Below are 18301 nucleotides of genomic sequence, written 5' to 3' on the forward strand. Positions count from 1 at the left end.
GCAACATGATGAAGAACAAAAGATCGCGTGGTCACTTACTTGCTTTGCTGTTATTAGTTACACTGTCTCTGACTTCTTGTACCGCTTATGCCAACAAACCCGATGTACGGTTATTTATTGATAAAATGGTGGAAAAATACCATTTTGATCGTAAACAACTGCAACAACTCTTCAATACCGTCAAATCAAATCGCTCAATTATTAGTTCTTTTATTTCACCTAAAGAACGTTTAACCTGGTCAGAATATCGACCTATTTTTGTCACGACGAAAAGAGCGAAAATGGGCGTAAAATTTTGGGACGCGCATGCTAAAACCTTAGCTGAGGCAGAAAAACGCTATGGCGTTCCCGCGTCGATTATCGTTGCCATTCTAGGCGTCGAAACTCGCTATGGCGAGGTCACTGGTAAATACCGCGTCATTGATTCGCTGAGTACTTTAAGTTTCAATCATACGCGCCGATCGAATTTTTTCAAACACCAACTCGAGCAGTTTTTATTACTTAGTCGAGAAAATCCCGTTATAAATCCGAAAGTCACTAAAGGTTCTTACGCAGGCGCTATCGGAAAAGTACAATTTATGCCGAGCAACTACCGCCATCTCTCGGTAGATGCCACTCATAAAGGTTATAGTGACCTCATCAATAACTCCGATGACGCTATTCTTAGTATTGCCAATTACTTAAAATCCTTTGGCTGGATCAAAAATAATCCTATCGCTATTCCAGCGCGATTTTCACCCACAGCTCTACTCCACTTACCTAAGTCGCAAGAGAATTTCACCGTAAAAGATTTTGAAAAGTATCACATTTACGCTAAAAAAAAGATACCTTCATACCTTAAGACCTTTTTGATTGTACTACCACTCAAGCAGGGTAATGAGTACTGGTTGGGATTTAATGACTTTCAAACCATTAAACACTATAATTCCAGCTCACTTTATGCAATGGCGGTTTTTCAATTAAGCGAATTAATCCATCATCTCCATCAACAAGAGCACTCACGCCATGTTAATAAAAAATAATGCTAAGCAAGGACGCTTATTTTTTAGAATTATTTCTGGACTTACTTTCTGCTTACTGACACTGTCTCTAGGGGCTTGTTCCTCCACCTCCAGTAGCACTAATTATCGTTACCATCTAAGACAAGATAAAGCACCCTGTTTTAGAATCAACACTCATCGGATTCCTAATGCGATACCTAAAGCAGAACCCTTAAGTAAACAGGGTAACCCAAAATCCTATGTGGTTTTCGGACGTCGTTACTACGTCATGAAAAACGCTAAAGGATATCATGCACGAGGGATTGCCTCTTGGTATGGTATGAAGTTTCATGATTTTAAAACCTCAAATGGCGAAGTTTATAATGTAGCCGGCATGACCGCAGCCCACAAAACGCTGCCATTACCCACCTATTTACAAGTCACTAATCTCCGTAATGGAAAAAAAATCATTGTAAAAGTCAATGACAGAGGTCCATTTGTTAATAATCGTTTGCTCGATCTTTCTTATGCGGCGGCAAAAAAATTGGATATGATCGGCAGAGGCACCGCACCGGTTTCCATCGTTGCCATTACACCGGGTATTACACGTTTAGCGGCGAATACTAAATCCCTACACAAAAAAAAGTATCCTGGTCATTACCCAGAAAAAAAACAGGCCCCTTATATTCAATTAGGATTGTTTAAACAACGCGCATCGGCACAAAAACTTGCCTTGTTAGTTAAACAATGGACTCGTTCTCCGGTCAATGTAAAAACCACTTTTATACATAAACGCCATTATTACCAAGTCGTCATTGGACCTTTACGTAATAGCAAGAGTTCACAACAACTCACGCATAAACTGCAACTTGCTGGATTGAGTCATCGTTACAAAGCGTTTAAGCCCTGACAATCTACGCTTCACACTTGAATGTATGCCATTTAAAAAAACTTATCATTTTCTACTTTTTTTCAGTGGAGTCATTCTACTTGGGATCCTATTGATACTTAACTTTATTTATCCGTTAACACTGGGAAAAACTAATATTCTCTATAGTGACTTTGGAAAATTCTATCATTCTCAGCAACTTTTTATCCAAGGAAAAAATATCTACACACCGATTTATTTTGTAAAAAATAAACTAAATAGCGATTCACCTACTATCCAAACTAAACCGACACACTCCAAACTCATTAAATTAGGTGGCAATTTAAATCCACCTTTTTTTACACTCATGAGCTTTCCGTTAGCCTACCTTAGCTACCCCCATGCTTTAGTGTTGTGGACCTCACTCTCGATAATCGCTGGCGCGTTAGGAATTTTATTATTGCAACAAAAACTTGATCGACAGACTTTTTCGGCATCCTCTGGTTTATTGTTGTTAATCGCCTTATTTAGTTATTTTCCTAGTTTTGTGAGCTTACAATTTGGTCAAGTCAGTTTATTGTTGCTTCCGCTATTAGTATTAGGGTGGTGTGCCGCGCGTGATAAAAAAATTATCCGCGCTGCTATTCTTTTAGGTTTAGCAAGCAGTTTAAAACCTTTTATTGGTTTATTTTTATTTTATTTTCTGATGCGTAAAGAATGGCGTGGCTTATGTGCATTTTTGGTCACATTACTCAGTTGTGGCTTAATTGCAGCATTTTTTTTGGGGTTAGAGAGTTATGTCGCTTATTACAATGCCTGTCAACAAATAAAATGGGCCGCTTCCAGTTGGAATGTCTCATTTTATGGTTTTTTATTGCGCTTAGTGGGTGGCATAGAAAGTAATGTTGCTCTGTTCGCTGTCCCTGGACTCGTTATCTATCTTTATCCTTTCGTTACTGGATTATTTTTTCTTGCCATCATTCGATTTTTACGGCCATCGGTTGATATACCTACTAAACTAAAAGTGGATCTTGATTTCTCAGTCCTCATTGTCGGCATGTTATTGCTCTCCCCCTTGGGTTGGATATATTATTTTCCTTTATTGAGTATTCCGATGTTAATTTTATGGCAATTAGCAAAAAAAGGGGTTTATCCTATCGCTTTGCCTCTATTTTTAATGGCCTGTATTTTTTTTAGTAATATCCCAATTAGTTTATTTGATAGTGCTCAAATCAATACGACCAATGTGCTGCGCATATTTTTAGTATCCTCACTTTACTTTTTAGTTTTGATTAGTTTAACTGGCTTAATATTTTGGCTGCGTTATCGTTTAACAAGGAATTTTGAATTATACTCACAACAAAAGAGTATACATTTTGAAAGAATACCCCCAGCCCTGTTATTATTAATCGGTATCGTGGTTTTTTTACCCTCTTACCGAGGGATAGGAAAAGCCACTGTTGATTGGATACTTCACAGTACACACTATAGCCAGCAATACTCAACCATTGCTCATCATCAGGATTAAATTATGTTGATCTACCCTTCGATAAATCCGATTGCCTTTAGCCTAGGACCACTCAAGGTTCATTGGTATGGCCTTATGTATGCCGTTGGATTTATAGGAGCTTGGTTACTGGCCATTTATCGCATTAAAAAACCGAATAGCGGTTGGACTATGGATCAAGTCAGTGATCTGCTTTTTTACACCGCGTTGGGTGCTATTTTAGGTGGCCGCGTCGGCTATATGTTGTTTTATGATTTACCTAATTTTCTAAGTCATCCTTGGATTGTTTTTCAAGTTTGGCAAGGCGGTATGTCATTTCATGGCGGTCTTTTAGGTGTTTTATTCGCTTTTTATTTATTTAGTCGAAAAACAGGAAAACATTTTTTTGATATTACCGATTTTGCCGCTCCTCTCGTCCCAATAGGATTAGGTGCGGGTCGGATTGGTAATTTTATCAATGGTGAATTATGGGGCCGAGTCACTAATGTGCCTTGGGGGATGGTTTTCCCACGTGCTGGCGGCCTACCGAGACATCCCTCACAACTTTATGAGTTCTTTTTTGAGGGCGTCGTATTATTCGTTATCCTCTGGGTTTATTCGAGTAAAAAAAGACCGCGCATGGCCGTTTCAGCCTGGTTTTCCCTTCTATATGGTATTTTCCGTTTTGGACTGGAATTTTTCCGCCAACCGGATCCACAATTAGGTTTCCTTGCTGACAATTGGTTAACCATGGGCCAACTGCTTTCTATTCCAATGATCCTGTTCGGTTTATTTTTGTTATACAAAATACATAGCAACCCAATGAGAGCGTAATTAAAATTTAATTTCGAGGAGAAATACACCCAATAAAAAAGAATTATTAGATGTATTGCTGGTTATTTCATTGACACACAATCGAATGATTTTGCCGTTCCTAAATTTGACTGATTATCATCTTTCGATTGGTGCTTAGGGAAAAAAGATGCAAAGCTTTGACTTCTACAAAGCTTAGGTTTTGCTAAAAAAGACTCTTCATTTTTGGCTTTGGTACTCTGTGAAGCTTGAGGAAAAACACCCAATTCTTTTACGAGCTTTTCCAATTCTTCTTGCAATTGAACACTCTGCTCTTCAAGAAAGTGTAGATAGTTTCTATCGCTTAATTTAACTTCTTTCAAAGCTAAAATTTTTTCTTTTAATTCATCTATTACCTTTTCCAAATTTTTGTTTTTTTCTTCTAAATCCTTTCTCTCATCATTCAATAACTCTGTTTTTTGTTGTAAATTTTCTTCAGACCTCGCTAATCCCTCTATTTTTTCAGAGAGTAATTCTTCTTTTTGGGATAGTATTTTTTCCCTTCTTGCAACGCTTTTTTCTCGTTCAATAATCCCTTCATTTGCAAGACCTTCTAATTGCGAATTGATCAGCTTCTTTTCAAATTCTACAAGCACCTTACTCAAAGACGTTCTAAAATCGATATCCACACTATTTTCAACATAAGACTTCTTGTTTAATGAAGTTTTAATATGTTTCACTGAATCAGCCAATGAACTGCTTTCGGGATTAAATTTATAGATGGATTTATTGGATAATTGACGAAACCAGTAACCTATTAGCTGGCACCAATGAGCGATTCTCGAAGCATGATCAAAATATTCAGGCCTATTTTCCTTTTGAGATAAATTTTGTGTTAAAAAATAGCGTAATAAATCACTTTCTGAATACTTTTCGATAATACAAGTGGCTATAAAAGATAAGACTTCTTGGTATTTTTCATTATCTTTCTCATCACTACTATTAAAATAATTATATTTAAAAATCTCCGCAAACTCTTCTTCACCTATTTTACTGAGATCCCTAAATAATTGTTTAGTTTGTTTTAGAAGTTGATGGCGTTGGCTAAAGTTGCTTAGGGTAAGCTTGTCAATTTCAATGAAAAATACATCTAAAATACGGCTAGCTTGAGGATGAAGGCTGGTAATCTTGGACATAAACACCTCATGTATTATTAACTCTTTCGGAACAGCGAATCAATTAATCCCACTTAAATAATAGCAAGTAAAACTTAAGTAAAAATTAAAGTGTCGAAAAATTTGAAAATTAACGCGGTAAAAGCGTTATTTTTCGATAATTTCCTAGACTTTAGGTTTAAATCTAGCCAAAATGCTAGAAGCCTTCATCAAAATGTAATTTTTCATGTCATGCTCGTAGTTCATTATTCCAAAGCTTTTTTTTCAGAAAGCAAAATTCTACTAGTTTTATCTATTCCGCTGATTATGAGCGGTATTATCGAAACATCAGTCGGTTTTTTTTCAAATATATTTCTGGCTCATCTTGGTGCAACAAGTCTAGCGGCTGGGGCCTTAGTGAACTGGGTATTCACGACATTAATGGTAATTATTTGGGGCACACTGTCAGCGATCACCACGTTAGTTGCTCGGTATTATGGTGCAAAAAAAAATGCTGAGATATCCTATGTATTTTACGCTGGCCTATTACTTGCTATCGTTTTAATGTTGCCGGCAATGCTATTATTATGGAATCTTTCTCCGCTATTTTTATTTTTTGGCCAAGCACCTGAAACGGTTAAATTGGCCCAATTTTATCTCCATGGTCTTACTTGGGCAATCATTCCTGATTTTATTATTACTGTATTGTTACAATTTGTTGCCGGTTTAGGCCGAACCAAAACTAATTTAACCTTTAGTTTGCTATTTGTTCCACTCAGTATCTTTTTCAACTATAGTTTGATGTTCGGAAAATTTGGTTTTCCTGATTTAGGTATTGCTGGAATTGGTTGGGGGGCTGCAATGACTTTTTGGATCATCACGCTAGGATTTAGTGTCTATTTTTGCTTAAATAAAAGTTATCGCATTTATTTTAAAATTCCTCGCTGGAAAAAAATAGTTCCGCGACTCTATGAAATTTTTCAAGTCGGCTTACCGATGGGTTTAACCTATTTTTTCGAAGTCGGTTTTTTTCTAGCCATGAGTTTATTGATGGGCCGCATTAGTGCAGATACACTGAGTGCCAATCAGATTACGCTACAATTTTTTTGGCTATTTTCGATAGTGACGTTTGCATTGGCTCAGGGTATTACTATTCGCGTCGGTCATAGTGTGGGTCAAAATGATAAAAAAGCAGTGAATAACTCGACGTATGTCGGTATTTTTTATGCCAGTGCTTTTATGTTTTTGGTTGCAATAATTTATTGGGTTTTTCCAGAAAAACTGATAGCCATTGATTTTAATTTACATGATCCGAATAATGCGGTAATTTTGCGTTTAGCAAAAGAATTTTTAGCCTTAGCCGCTTTGGTACAACTCTTTGAAGCCCCTCGCTTTGCTCTATTTGGCGCACTGCGTGGTTTGAAAGATACACGATTTACTTTGTTGACTTCTATTTTAGTATTTTGGATCATTGCTTTACCCTTAGGGGTTATCGCGTTATCTTATGGTTTTGCTGGCTATGGTATTTGGTGGGCAACCCTCTTAGCTGAAATCATCGGTATATTTTTATTGGTATGGCAATACCGTCGTAAAGTAAAAGAATACCTTTTTGAACCCAACCATCCGATCCGTTACATTAAAAAAGCCACAGGTTAACATTATGTCTCAACTCAATCCGCGTCCTATCTTATTACTCATATTGGATGGCTGGGGTTATCGGACAAAAAAAGAACATAATGCCATTGCCATGGCGAATACACCGCATTGGGACCAACTGATGCAAACCTGTCCACACACACTGTTAGATGCATCCGGTTTAGCTGTAGGCTTACCGGCCGGTCAAATGGGTAATTCAGAAGTGGGTCATCTCACTATGGGTGCCGGCCGAGTACTCTATCAAGATTTAAGCCGCATTAATAAAAACATAGAAACAGGAGAATTTTTTAAAAATCCTTGTTTGCTAGCTGGATTTAAAAAAATCCAAGCCAGTCAAAAATCAGTACATATCATAGGACTTTTATCACCAGGGGGTATCCATAGTCATGAACAACATTGGTATGCCTTACTTGAATTCGCGGCTAAACAAGGGATTAAATCGTGTTATCTGCATCCTTTTCTCGATGGCCGTGATACATCGCCAAAAAGTGCTGCCACATTCCTAAAACATCTCGAAAAAAAATGTGCGCCGGATAGGGGTAAAATTGCCAGTCTAATGGGTCGTTATTACGCGATGGATAGAGATAAACGCTGGGAACGTACGCAAGTAGCTTATGATTGTTTAACTTTAGGTAAGGCACGTTACAATGCCACTACCGCTTTACAAGGTTTGCAACTGGCCTATGATCGAGGTGAAAGTGATGAATTCGTTTCACCCACTATGATACACGATGCAGATAAACCCCCGGTAAAAATTCAAGATGGCGATCTGGTTATTTTTATGAATTTTCGCGCGGATCGCGCACGTCAATTGAGCCATGCTTTTCTTGATACGCAGTTTTCAGGTTTTGATCGACACACACAACCCCATTTAGCGGGATTTATTTCTTTAACGGAATATGCAAGCGATATTCCCAGTCAAATTGCTTTTCCACAACAAACTTTACGTCATGGTTTAGGAGAATATCTCGCTCAACATCATTTGACGCAATTACGCATTGCAGAAACTGAAAAATATGCGCATGTCACCTTCTTTTTTAATGGCGGGAATGAAGTTCCTGCAAAAAATGAAACCCGCATTTTAATTCCTTCAAAAAAAGTAAGTACTTACGATCTCACTCCGGATATGAGCGCTATCGAAATTACGCAACATCTGCTAGAGGCTATTAAAGAAAAAAAATATGATGTTATTATCTGTAATTTTGCGAATCCTGATATGCTAGGACATACTGGAAATTTATCGGCGACTTTACAAGGGATACGCTGTATTGATGACTGTATTGGAAAAATTAGCATGTACTTGCAAGAATATGGTGGCGAAGCCATTATTACCGCTGATCATGGTAATGCTGAATGCATGTTTGATGAAAAGACTCAACAAGCTCATACCGCTCACACGAATGAACCCGTCCCATTTATCTATATCGGTCGACCTGCGAAAATAAATCCAGTCAAACATCCGAGCTTGGCGGATATCGCCCCTACTCTTTTAACCTTACTCAATTTACACAAACCAAAAGAAATGACCGGCCAAAGCTTACTCACACTGCAATAATTTAGGTTTCACTACTTCGTTCATTGGTCAATAAAATAGCTATTTCTTTGCCTCTCTTCTCGCAAATTCATCAAAGTGAATTACACTATAAATAGAATAGACAAGAAAATGGGCCAATTGAGGCACGTACTACGCAGATTTTCGGAAGAGTAAATTTTTTGTACAAATACTAAATAAAAGGATAAGCTCGTATGAAATTAAAACCGTTATTTTTTTTCTTCCTCACCTGTTCCTTATTAGGTTTTAGTATCTCACTTTTTTCAAGTCAACCCAAAACACCCCCTTTTCCGGAAGATAAACTTTCTCAAGATGTGTTACGTTTTAATCGTGAATTAGAAATTATCAAAAATGAATATGTCCAAAAGACTTCAGAACATGAGCTTCTACAAAATGCGATGCAAGGCATGGTGAGTGGACTCGATCCACATTCTAGTTTTTTAGATGCCGACGATTTAAAAGATTTACACACCGCTACAACCGGTGAATTCAGTGGTTTAGGCCTTGAGGTAGGTATGGAAGAAGGCTTATTACGTGTAATAACACCGATTGATGATGGGCCTGCACAAAAAGCGGGTATTAAACCAGGAGATTGGATAATACGTATTAATAACACCCCTATTCAAGGCCTGAGTTTACGCGAAGCGGTAAGAAAAATGCGTGGTCAAAAAGGCAGCTCCATACAATTGATGTTAGTCCGACGCGGTCTACATAAACCGCTCTTAGTTAATTTAAAACGGAGTATTATCCATATCCAAAGTATCAAGGGACGCTTGTTAGAGCCTGATTATGCTTATATTCGGATTAATAGTTTTCAGGCAAGCACACGTCATGATTTAGATCAGATGATCACAAAATTACAACGTCAACAAAAAACACCGCTCAAGGGTTTAGTACTGGATTTAAGAAATAATCCCGGAGGATTATTAACCTCTGCTGCAGATGTCACCAATGCTTTTCTTGATGCTAAGCAAATGCTCTACAACCAAGTAATCGTCTACACGCAAGGCCAATCATCCGAAGCCAATATGAAAATTACTGCCAAACCGAATGATCAAATCTACGCCGGTAGATTAATTGTTTTAATCAATCAAGGGAGCGCATCCGGAGCCGAAATCGTTGCTGGAGCATTACAAGATAACAAACGCGCCGTTATTTTAGGAACAAAAAGCTTTGGGAAAGGATCTGTACAAACAGTTATTCCGTTGGATGAGACCACTGCACTTAAATTAACCACTGCATTATATTACACCCCTTCGGGTCGTTCGATTCAAGCGTCAGGTATTTCTCCTGATATCACATTGGATGAGTTAAAGATAAATTCCTTAGCAGAAAATCCTGCTGAACCTATCTATCTCCATGAATCCGAGTTAAAAGGGCATTTAAAAAATGGCAATGGTAATGACAAAACTATTTTTTCATCCACAACTGACAACAATAATTTAGTGAAAAATGATTATCAATTATTTGAAGCATTAAATTTATTAAAAAGCATGACATTATTACAAACTACAAAAAATATCCCATAAAAATCTTAAAACTATCCGATCATTGAAAAGAATTAAATTTAAAAAATCATCCTGATTATTTTCAATAAAAAATAGTTTATCCAACTAGATTATCTTGCATTCTTTTTATTTTTCATTTATAATTTCTTTGTTTGATAAGCGCCGATTTGAGCTACAGCTTGCTGGCGCTATATTAAGTTTAGCTAAAGCGTCATAAAAACCACCGAAGCTTTAGCCGGTGGTTTTTTTTCGCTACTTATTTTTAGTCGTTAGACCAACTAAGAGTGAATTGTCATGGATGACTATTGTTGTGGCTTTAAAGATTTCATATCTATTCAGCACGCCTCACAAGCGCTGTTTTTATTCTACTTATTTTTGCCGCCTATAATTAGCCTGTTTTAATGCATTAGAGGTTCTCTAACATTAAAACAGGCTTTCCAGATTATTTAACATTCTTATTGTTTAAAGAAGAATTTTTTAACTTTTTAGGGAAAATGTCATGTCTATTTCTTCAAATCTATCCCATGTACTTGGTTTACCACGCGTTGGCGCACACCGAGAAATGAAAAAAGCAGTTGAAAGCTATTGGCGTAAGGAAATAACTATCGATGAATTACAACAGATAGGTCAACAAATTGAAGAAAAAAATTGGCACATGCAAGCTAAGGCTGGACTTGATTTTATTACGGTGGGTGATTTTTCTTGGTATGACCATGTATTAGATCATAGTGCACTGTTAGGCGTCATTCCAGAACGTTTTAAAGATGAGAATAAAAAAATTGATCTCAATACGATATTTTGCATGGCACGTGGCCAAGCTCCTGAGGTAAAAGAAACGACGGCATGTGAAATGACAAAATGGTTTAATACCAATTATCACTACATCGTCCCTGAATTTAATTCAAACCAAGCTTTTCAATTAAGCACCGATTATTTTTTTTCAGCTATCGATAGAGCCATCGCCAAAGGTTATCGAGTAAAACCGGTTTTACTCGGACCCTTAACCTATATTTGGTTAGGCAAAACTAAACCCGCAGAATTTGATAAATTAAGCTTATTAGAAAATTTATTGCCTGTTTACAATCAAATTTTTGCTGAATTTCGTTCCAGAAAGATTGAATGGATGCAAATCGATGAACCTATTTTAGTATTAGATTTAACGCAGAATTGGCAACAAGCCTATGTTAAAACGTATCAAGCATTAAATTTCAATCAAGTCAATTGTTTATTAGGTACTTATTTTGGTTCCATCAGTGATCAATTATCCCTTATCAAACAATTACCCATTGAGGGTTTGCATATCGATTGTTGCACAGCGCCTGAACAACTATCTCACTGCTTAGAACAATTTTCAAAAGATAAAATTATTTCTTTAGGATTGATCAATGGTCGTAATATTTGGCGCGCCGATTTAAATGAAATATTAACTCAACTACGTCCTATTCATAAAGTTTATGGTGATAAATTATGGATAGGGAGTAGTTGTTCCTTACTGCATACACCGGTTGATTTAGATAACGAAACTAAATTAGATCCCGAAATAAAAACATGGCTTGCTTTTGCTAAACAAAAATTAGCTGAAATAGCTTTATTATCTCGTGCTTTAAATGCAAATGAACCCGCTATTACGGATTTGTTGCAGGAAAATCAAATCGCTTTACAAAACCGAAAAACATCACCGCGTATCCATAATCACTGGGTACAAAATAGGATTAAATCCGTCAGCAACGATCTTGCCAAACGCAACACGGATTATAGTTCGCGTGCCAAACAACAAAAATTAGCGTTACAATTACCTTTATTACCCACTACGACTATCGGTTCTTTCCCACAAACAACGGATATCCGAAAAATTCGTCAAGAATATAAATCAGGAAAAATATCGTATGAAACCTATCAACAAGAAATAAAACAACAAATCGCCGACGTGATAGTCCAACAAGAAGCTTTGGATTTAGATGTTTTAGTCCATGGTGAAGCGGAACGTAATGACATGGTCGAGTATTTTGGTGAGTTATTAAATGGTTTTGCTTTTACTAAAAACGGCTGGGTACAAAGCTATGGATCACGTTGTGTTAAGCCCCCTATTATTTATGGAGACGTTAGTCGCCCGCAAGCAATGACCGTTGAATGGGCCGCTTATAGCCAAACCTTAAGCAAACGTCCGGTCAAAGGGATGTTAACGGGTCCTGTTACTCTATTAGCTTGGTCTTTTGTTCGAGATGATCAACCACATCAAGCGACGGCTTTGCAAATTGCTTTGGCCTTACGTGATGAAGTCGTCGATTTAGAAAAAGCGGGTATCCAGATTATTCAAATTGATGAACCCGCTTTTCGTGAAACCTTGCCCTTACGTCATAAAGATTGGCAAAATTATTTAGATTGGGCCGTATTTTCATTCCGCATTGCTTCCTGCGTTGTCCAAGATAGCACACAGATTCATACACATATGTGTTATTCCGAGTTTAATGATGTCATCGAAGCGATTGCTGCACTGGATGCGGATGTCATCACGCTGGAAAGTTCCCGTTCCAAAATGGAACTCTTACAAGCATTTGAAAATTTTTCCTATCCGAATGAAATCGGTCCGGGTATTTATGACATTCATTCACCACGCATTCCCTCAAAAGAGGAAATGATCCAGCAACTACAACAGGCATTACATTATATTCCCATTGAACGTCTCTGGGTAAATCCTGATTGTGGCCTAAAAACTCGCCATTTGCCTGAAGTAACTGAAGCATTACGCAACATGGTCGGCGCTGCTAAATTCCTCCGTGAGGAGAGTGCTCTTCTTGTTATCCCACCCTCCGCTAACAAGGAGATCTCACATGCCATTACGTCAAAAATTTAGTTTTAGTTTTGAGGTTTTTCCGCCTAAGACAAAAAAAGGCTCCCAGGATTTGAATCAGACACGACAGGAATTATCTCAACTCAAACCAAACTATTTTTCTGTCACGTTTGGTGCCGGTGGATCGCTACAACAAAAATCATTGGATGTGGTGCGGCAATTCGTCAACGATGGAATGCCTGCAACACCACATATTTCCTGCGTCAATATGACTCATCAGCGCTTACACGATTTACTCACTGAATATAAACAATTAGGCATTAAACAATTGTTGGTGATTCAAGGCGACTTACCTAGCGATAATACGCCAATAAATATTGAATTCAATTATGCAAGTGAATTAATTACTACCATTCGTAAAATGACCGGTCATTATTTTCATATCATTGTGGCCGCCTATCCGGAATTTCATCCGCGCGCTACTAGCCCGGCTATGGATATCGAAAATTTTAAACGTAAAATTGAAGCCGGTGCTAATAGTGCGATTACACAATTTTTTTTTAATAGTGATGCGTATTTTCGTTTTATAGAAGCTTGTGAAAAATCTTCTATTCGTATCCCGATCATTCCGGGCATTACACCGATTATGAATTATCAGAAACTCATGCAGTTTTCGACTGCTTGTGGGGCAGAAATTCCTTTATGGTTACATAAACATCTTAAAACCTATTCCGATGATCCGATTTCCTTACAAGAAATCGGCATTGAATTTGTCACTAAACTTTGCCATAGTTTATTGCAAAACGGTGTTAAGGAATTTCATTTTTACACCTTAAATCGCACAGAACCAACGCATCGCATTATCCAAAATCTAAACTCTACCTACATCCCTAAAGGAAAATAAAATTCATATCCGATGAAACCGATCTTTATATTTATTTAAAACTTGTCGTTCTGTTAAACCAATATCTTCACCCCAAAGCTTAAGATTTTTTTTGATGAAGGTTAACATCATTGTGACACATTTTGCATAGTTAACGACGATAATTTCTGTTTGATTTTGTTTTAGCCACTCCTCAGATTGTTCGAAGGTTTTATTTTCTCCGATAATCACTCTGGGTATTTTGTTTAATAGAATGGCGCCGGCACACATATAGCAAGGAGATAAGGTGGTATAGAGGGTTGCGCGTTGTAAATCTGTCGAAGAAACTTTACGATGAGTATTTTCTATACAATCTGTTTCGCCATGTTTGATCATACTTTGCTCTTGGATACGCTTATTGCGTCCTTTTGCAACCACTTTATCTCCTACTACTAAAACAGCCCCCACTGGAATACCTCCTTCTTTCAAACCTATTTCTGCTTCCTGATAGGCGAGATCCAAAAATTTTCTTTCCTCTTTATTTAACTTAATCATCGTATCCTTGGGCTGTATAGATTTAAAACTATCGACTACGGATAAAAAATTTTTTTAAATTTTTTGATTAACATAGTCTACCTATTTCTTGAAATTACCTTAAGTAAATCTTTGAAAAAATTTACCGTATCATTAGAACGACCATTCACTGCCTGAAAAAATCTGCTTTGTGTGGTTTTTTCTATTAATAGGTTGCTTATCTTTTGTTCTGCTTCTACCCATGTGTAACTAGAATTTTCTGATTGCTCTGATTTATAGGCTTTAGCAACCTCTGCTGCAAAAAAAACAACGGTACGAGGTACCGGCTTATTTTTTATCCGAGTGCCACTACCCAACGGTCCCAGTTGCCAATCATTTTTGTTGAGTGATTTATTTAAAATAGTTAAAACATTTGATTTACTCACTTGCTCGCGAAGCGAACACACCTTTAAGTTCTCTGCCCAAGCACGCCGATCATCTTGCTGCTCGCTCAAGCTATAATGTCGCAAAGACTGGAGTGATGAAGTATAAAAGATAATCGGTAAATCGATAGCAAATTTTTCCACCACTTCCGCGTGACGTTCGATAGCGATACGTCGAGCCTTCGGTGTATCTCGAGCAATCACAATAGCACGCATCGCTTCCTTACTCACTTTGGCTAACACTTCATTATGGTGAGCCCTTTCTCTAAGCTCTTCCAAAAACAAACCCCAATCAGTCTGATTAATATTCGCCATTTGAAGCTTAAAATTATTGACATTTCTTTTATTACCCAACCAATCATGGTTTAGGGTTGAGGCATCTGTAAGCAGCATGGCTTTTATATGGCATTGATCGAGATCAAACAATAATCCCACGAGCACACAAGTTTTAGACAGGTTTTCTCCAAATACACCTGTAGCCATTTGCGGAGAAAGCAACGTGGTTGAAGTTTTTTTGGTATGAGTATAGTTGGTTTTTTGTCGTCGTTTTTTTTGATAAGGAACGATATTGCCCGTCAAATGAACCAATTTATGAGTAGGCGAATCAACTTCTCTACGCAACTTAGGACGTTCGTTTAAATTTTCTAATTGATCAACAAAAAACGGCCACGCCTCTGGTTTGATTATTTTTAGGAGGCCTTTGAATTCCTGAATACAAACTGACGCTCGTTGGACTGCATCAAAATCATTACGAGTGGCCGATTCCAGGTTATTACTAAGAAAACCAGTAAAAACGGCATCGCTACCATTAAATAGTAAATCAGCCCTGAATAGCTGATCCAATACCGATTGTAATCGCCTATGCTTGAATTGCATACGAAGTTGTCGGTAATGATGCCAGGATAAAACGCCATATCTGCCGATGTGTTGTGGGTCGGGATTCAAATCGACAGACTTTGATGTAGAAGGGGTTTCATTATCCGAAACAGCGTACATCGAAGTAGTCGGAATATCGTCGTGTAAAACCTCTAAAAAAGCCATTCCCTTTTTAGATAAGCTAACTTTCGCCTGCAATCCTGCAATAAATACTCCCCTTAATTCCGGTGGTATATCACCTTTTCCTTCAAAATAAAAATCGATACAGTTGGCTAAAAGCGGGTCATCATGAGACATTAATTTATCTTTTAACGGTTGATACCCTTTTAAATAATTAAAAAAAGTATTAGAACGTGGTGGTACATGTAAGTTTTTAGATAAAAAAAAATAAGGTAAACTTTTTTCTAGTTCCGGCAAATCTAAAGGTAAAACAATTTCCTTAAGCTGTTTTTTAGAAAGTTTGATTATAAATTCAATAAACACCTCCGGTGATTGATATAAGCATATTTTCTTCAAAACCCCTGTCAAACTACATTCTTTTATTTCTAATGTTGAGTTATTTATTCCTTTTTTAATGACTTCCAATGGATTTAATACGGTAGCCATGAATTTAGTTAGATTAAATGGACGAAATCCAAATTCTTTTGCGTAGATAGCTAGTTTAGCTTTTGCTCTCAAAGGAACATGAGGAATATGGTCAAGTTGCTTTAACAATGCTTTACAAATCACTGAAGACTTGGTTTTTAAGACCGCACTGAATTGATCCGCAGATAGTTTAGCTAATACTTGTTCTAGTACCGATGAACCCACTCTGTTAATTAATGCTAAACTTACTTGTGTCGGTTGATATTTAATAACACTGTATAAAAAAAGGTGGCCTTGAGTGTATTTAAGAAGAATATCATCCCATTGTGAAGAGCTTATTTTTCCAATTAAATCTAAACAATCTTTAACTAGTCCATTTTTGAAAACATTCAGTAAACCATTCCAACTCAGTGGTTCTTCCTGAATACTTTCTCCAACAGAAGTTTCATAATCAAAATAAAATATCTCAGTTAAATATTGTTTAATTAATGCCTCATCAAGGACGTATTCTTTATCCTGCCAAATACACTTCCCTCCTAGATAAGGCTTTAAAAAATCATGAGCTGTAACAAATGCGCTTTCACTACTATTTTCTAAAAATTCACATTGTCCCATCAGATCATCTAAATTATTTAAGTGGCTACTTAAATATTCGGCTGCGTAAGCAAGTGCTTTGGCAGTACGTCGTTCGATACAACCGATTTCTTCGTCATACTCAAGTTGATAAGCAAACGTATCTAATTTTCCTAAATCGCTCATTGCCAGTATAGCCTGCTCAAATTGTTGAACTAGATTTTCTAATCCTGTTTTGACTCGCTCTTTGGAAGAATAACTATTAAAATGCAGTGCCGTATCATTAAAATCGCGAATAACGCCTTTACGTTGATCTCTTTTATATCGATAAATCTTAGGATCCGCTCGATGCTCAACGGCATAAGCTATAAATACCGGATTAAGTTTAATGAATTTTAAACATTCAACCACTTTGATAGCATTTTGTTTAAAATTAGATTTAGACTTCGATAGATTGATATCTAACTCTAAAATAAAGTGAATAAAATCGTTTAAAATACGACATTGCGAGCAATGTTCTGGGTCATTAGGATTATTTTTTTGAGGATGATGCATAACATAAAGTTCCTTTAATTTTATTTATCGTTGAAATAACTAAAGCTTAAAAGTTAGTTTGCAAGTACCCATCCTATCGCAGAATTCTTAAGGAAAATATTTACAGTGGACAATTCAGTACTCGATTTATCGATAAAATTGGGAAAAATTACTCGCCATTTTGTAATAATTCGTGACTATAGCCGTTTGGCAGCTAATAGTTAGATTTTCACAAAACGTCCTAGACGAATGATTGATAAATACTATAATGTAAACGCTTATTTAATTCTAGAAGCTAAGGTTTAAACGATTGTCACCCTTCACTTCCACTGATATTCGAACAAATAATACGCTACTTTACTTTCTTGTAAGTATAAGTAACCCCTGTGAATTTTGCTAAGCTATGCGTGGCAAAATAAAGTACGGTAATTTTATGAATCGAAATTAAATGTACTAGGAGAAATTTATGAGAAGCAGTATTCGAAGCCTAATTGTCGGCGTAATAGGTTTTCTGGTGGGACTAACCGCTATGCTTATTGTCTATCCGTTCATTTTCCCTCCGCCTACGGTAAACGAAAAAATTACCAATATCGAGACTAAAACCAAAGTCGCAACCGGCATGTTTATCCATCCCAATCCTAAAGATCGGGCTCATTATGGCAAGGGCTCAGTGAGTGTTTATAAATCAAAAAATCAATACGAGGTTCTTCTGGGTAAGGATTTCAAAGTGGGTCCAGGACCTGCTTTTCATGTTTTCTTGTCGGATGCTAGAAACATTACAACCAATGCTGCTTTTAAAAATTCAAAAAAAATTGATATAGGGATATTAAAAAGCTTTCAAGGAAGCCAAGTTTATCCTGTTCCAAGTCAAGTTAATATGTCAGAAATGCATTCCGTTGTAGTTTGGTGCGTTTCATTTTCGCAACTTATTACCTCAGCTAATTTAAATTTTAGCTAATTAATAAGGTTCTTTAATGAAGCGATGTGCACACTAAAATTGTCTTGCTTTAAAGTTTTCTATCTACAGTTTATTAGGAAGCCTGGATTTATGAAGTTATAAATAAAACCAAAAACTAATTAAAAATTTTTTAAATTGATTTAATTAAATTTTTAGTATTCTTTTAAAAA

The 18301-nt window shown here is 36.8% G+C and carries 13 protein-coding genes; 10 read left to right on the plus strand and 3 right to left on the minus strand.

The window, feature by feature from the left end:
* Positions 1-5 precede the first annotated feature (5 nt).
* From mltB to lgt, 4 genes are read left to right on the plus strand one after another with little or no spacing between them, the layout of a single operon-like run.
* Positions 6-1022 carry a lytic murein transglycosylase B gene (mltB, locus tag ACICP9_RS04360; protein ID WP_395497095.1) on the plus strand — a complete coding sequence of 339 codons (1017 nt, stop codon included), beginning with the start codon at positions 6-8 and terminating at the stop codon, positions 1020-1022.
* Entirely contained in the window at positions 1006-1890 is an 885-nt protein-coding gene (locus ACICP9_RS04365; RefSeq protein WP_395497097.1) for a septal ring lytic transglycosylase RlpA family protein, read from the plus strand. Before mltB ends, ACICP9_RS04365 begins: the two co-directional genes overlap by 17 nt.
* 25 nt (positions 1891-1915) lie before the next feature.
* Positions 1916-3376: a glycosyltransferase family 87 protein gene (locus ACICP9_RS04370; protein WP_395497099.1), complete on the plus strand. Its 1461-nt coding sequence runs from the start codon at positions 1916-1918 to the stop codon at positions 3374-3376.
* A gap of 3 nt (positions 3377-3379) precedes the next feature.
* Positions 3380-4168 carry a prolipoprotein diacylglyceryl transferase gene (gene lgt / locus ACICP9_RS04375; RefSeq protein WP_395497101.1) on the plus strand — a complete coding sequence of 263 codons (789 nt, stop codon included), beginning with the start codon at positions 3380-3382 and terminating at the stop codon, positions 4166-4168.
* Positions 4169-4230: 62 nt separating this feature from the next.
* Here lgt and ACICP9_RS04380 read toward each other — a convergent pair whose 3' ends face one another.
* Positions 4231-5322, minus strand: a complete 1092-nt coding sequence (locus ACICP9_RS04380; RefSeq protein WP_395497103.1) for a hypothetical protein — start codon at positions 5320-5322, stop codon at positions 4231-4233.
* A gap of 285 nt (positions 5323-5607) precedes the next feature.
* Between ACICP9_RS04380 and ACICP9_RS04385 the strand changes: the two genes are divergently transcribed.
* The 5 genes from ACICP9_RS04385 (at position 5608) to metF (ending at position 13691) form a co-directional block, all read left to right on the plus strand.
* Positions 5608-6936 carry an MATE family efflux transporter gene (locus ACICP9_RS04385; RefSeq protein WP_395497105.1) on the plus strand — a complete coding sequence of 443 codons (1329 nt, stop codon included), beginning with the start codon at positions 5608-5610 and terminating at the stop codon, positions 6934-6936.
* Between the two features lie 4 nt (positions 6937-6940).
* Positions 6941-8491 (plus strand): 2,3-bisphosphoglycerate-independent phosphoglycerate mutase, encoded by a 1551-nt coding sequence (gene gpmI, locus ACICP9_RS04390; protein WP_395497107.1) that lies wholly within the window; start codon positions 6941-6943, stop codon positions 8489-8491.
* Between the two features lie 191 nt (positions 8492-8682).
* On the plus strand, positions 8683-10017 hold the full coding sequence (locus tag ACICP9_RS04395; protein ID WP_395497109.1) for a S41 family peptidase: 1335 nt from the start codon (positions 8683-8685) through the stop codon (positions 10015-10017).
* A gap of 478 nt (positions 10018-10495) precedes the next feature.
* Positions 10496-12850 carry a 5-methyltetrahydropteroyltriglutamate--homocysteine S-methyltransferase gene (gene metE, locus ACICP9_RS04400; protein WP_395497111.1) on the plus strand — a complete coding sequence of 785 codons (2355 nt, stop codon included), beginning with the start codon at positions 10496-10498 and terminating at the stop codon, positions 12848-12850.
* Entirely contained in the window at positions 12828-13691 is an 864-nt protein-coding gene (gene metF / locus ACICP9_RS04405) for a methylenetetrahydrofolate reductase [NAD(P)H] (RefSeq protein ID WP_395497112.1), read from the plus strand. Before metE ends, metF begins: the two co-directional genes overlap by 23 nt.
* Before the next feature lie 3 nt (positions 13692-13694).
* On the opposite strand, the gene ACICP9_RS04410 is transcribed toward metF, so the two are convergent.
* Positions 13695-14204 carry a nucleoside deaminase gene (locus tag ACICP9_RS04410; protein WP_395497114.1) on the minus strand — a complete coding sequence of 170 codons (510 nt, stop codon included), beginning with the start codon at positions 14202-14204 and terminating at the stop codon, positions 13695-13697.
* 77 nt (positions 14205-14281) lie between these two features.
* Positions 14282-17194, minus strand: a complete 2913-nt coding sequence (locus ACICP9_RS04415) for a hypothetical protein (protein ID WP_395497116.1) — start codon at positions 17192-17194, stop codon at positions 14282-14284.
* 445 nt (positions 17195-17639) lie between these two features.
* On the opposite strand from ACICP9_RS04415, the gene ACICP9_RS04420 reads away from it, so the two are divergent.
* Positions 17640-18131 carry a DM13 domain-containing protein gene (locus ACICP9_RS04420; protein WP_395497118.1) on the plus strand — a complete coding sequence of 164 codons (492 nt, stop codon included), beginning with the start codon at positions 17640-17642 and terminating at the stop codon, positions 18129-18131.
* The last annotated feature ends 170 nt before the right edge of the window (positions 18132-18301 follow it).

The organism is Rickettsiella endosymbiont of Litargus connexus (assembly GCF_964277335.1).
Taxonomy (GTDB): Bacteria; Pseudomonadota; Gammaproteobacteria; order Diplorickettsiales; family Diplorickettsiaceae; genus Aquirickettsiella; species Aquirickettsiella isopodorum.

Excerpts from the sequence above, each read along its gene's own strand:
- mltB (WP_395497095.1), top strand. The coding sequence starts at position 6 with ATGATGAAGAACAAAAGATCGCGTGGTCACTTACTTGCTTTGCTGTTA.
- ACICP9_RS04365 (WP_395497097.1), top strand. The coding sequence starts at position 1,006 with ATGTTAATAAAAAATAATGCTAAGCAAGGACGCTTATTTTTTAGAATT.
- ACICP9_RS04370 (WP_395497099.1), top strand. The coding sequence starts at position 1,916 with ATGCCATTTAAAAAAACTTATCATTTTCTACTTTTTTTCAGTGGAGTC.
- lgt (WP_395497101.1), top strand. The coding sequence starts at position 3,380 with ATGTTGATCTACCCTTCGATAAATCCGATTGCCTTTAGCCTAGGACCA.
- ACICP9_RS04380 (WP_395497103.1), bottom strand. The coding sequence starts at position 5,322 with ATGTCCAAGATTACCAGCCTTCATCCTCAAGCTAGCCGTATTTTAGAT.
- ACICP9_RS04385 (WP_395497105.1), top strand. The coding sequence starts at position 5,608 with ATGAGCGGTATTATCGAAACATCAGTCGGTTTTTTTTCAAATATATTT.
- gpmI (WP_395497107.1), top strand. The coding sequence starts at position 6,941 with ATGTCTCAACTCAATCCGCGTCCTATCTTATTACTCATATTGGATGGC.
- ACICP9_RS04395 (WP_395497109.1), top strand. The coding sequence starts at position 8,683 with ATGAAATTAAAACCGTTATTTTTTTTCTTCCTCACCTGTTCCTTATTA.
- metE (WP_395497111.1), top strand. The coding sequence starts at position 10,496 with ATGTCTATTTCTTCAAATCTATCCCATGTACTTGGTTTACCACGCGTT.
- metF (WP_395497112.1), top strand. The coding sequence starts at position 12,828 with ATGCCATTACGTCAAAAATTTAGTTTTAGTTTTGAGGTTTTTCCGCCT.
- ACICP9_RS04410 (WP_395497114.1), bottom strand. The coding sequence starts at position 14,204 with ATGATTAAGTTAAATAAAGAGGAAAGAAAATTTTTGGATCTCGCCTAT.
- ACICP9_RS04415 (WP_395497116.1), bottom strand. The coding sequence starts at position 17,194 with ATGCATCATCCTCAAAAAAATAATCCTAATGACCCAGAACATTGCTCG.
- ACICP9_RS04420 (WP_395497118.1), top strand. The coding sequence starts at position 17,640 with ATGAGAAGCAGTATTCGAAGCCTAATTGTCGGCGTAATAGGTTTTCTG.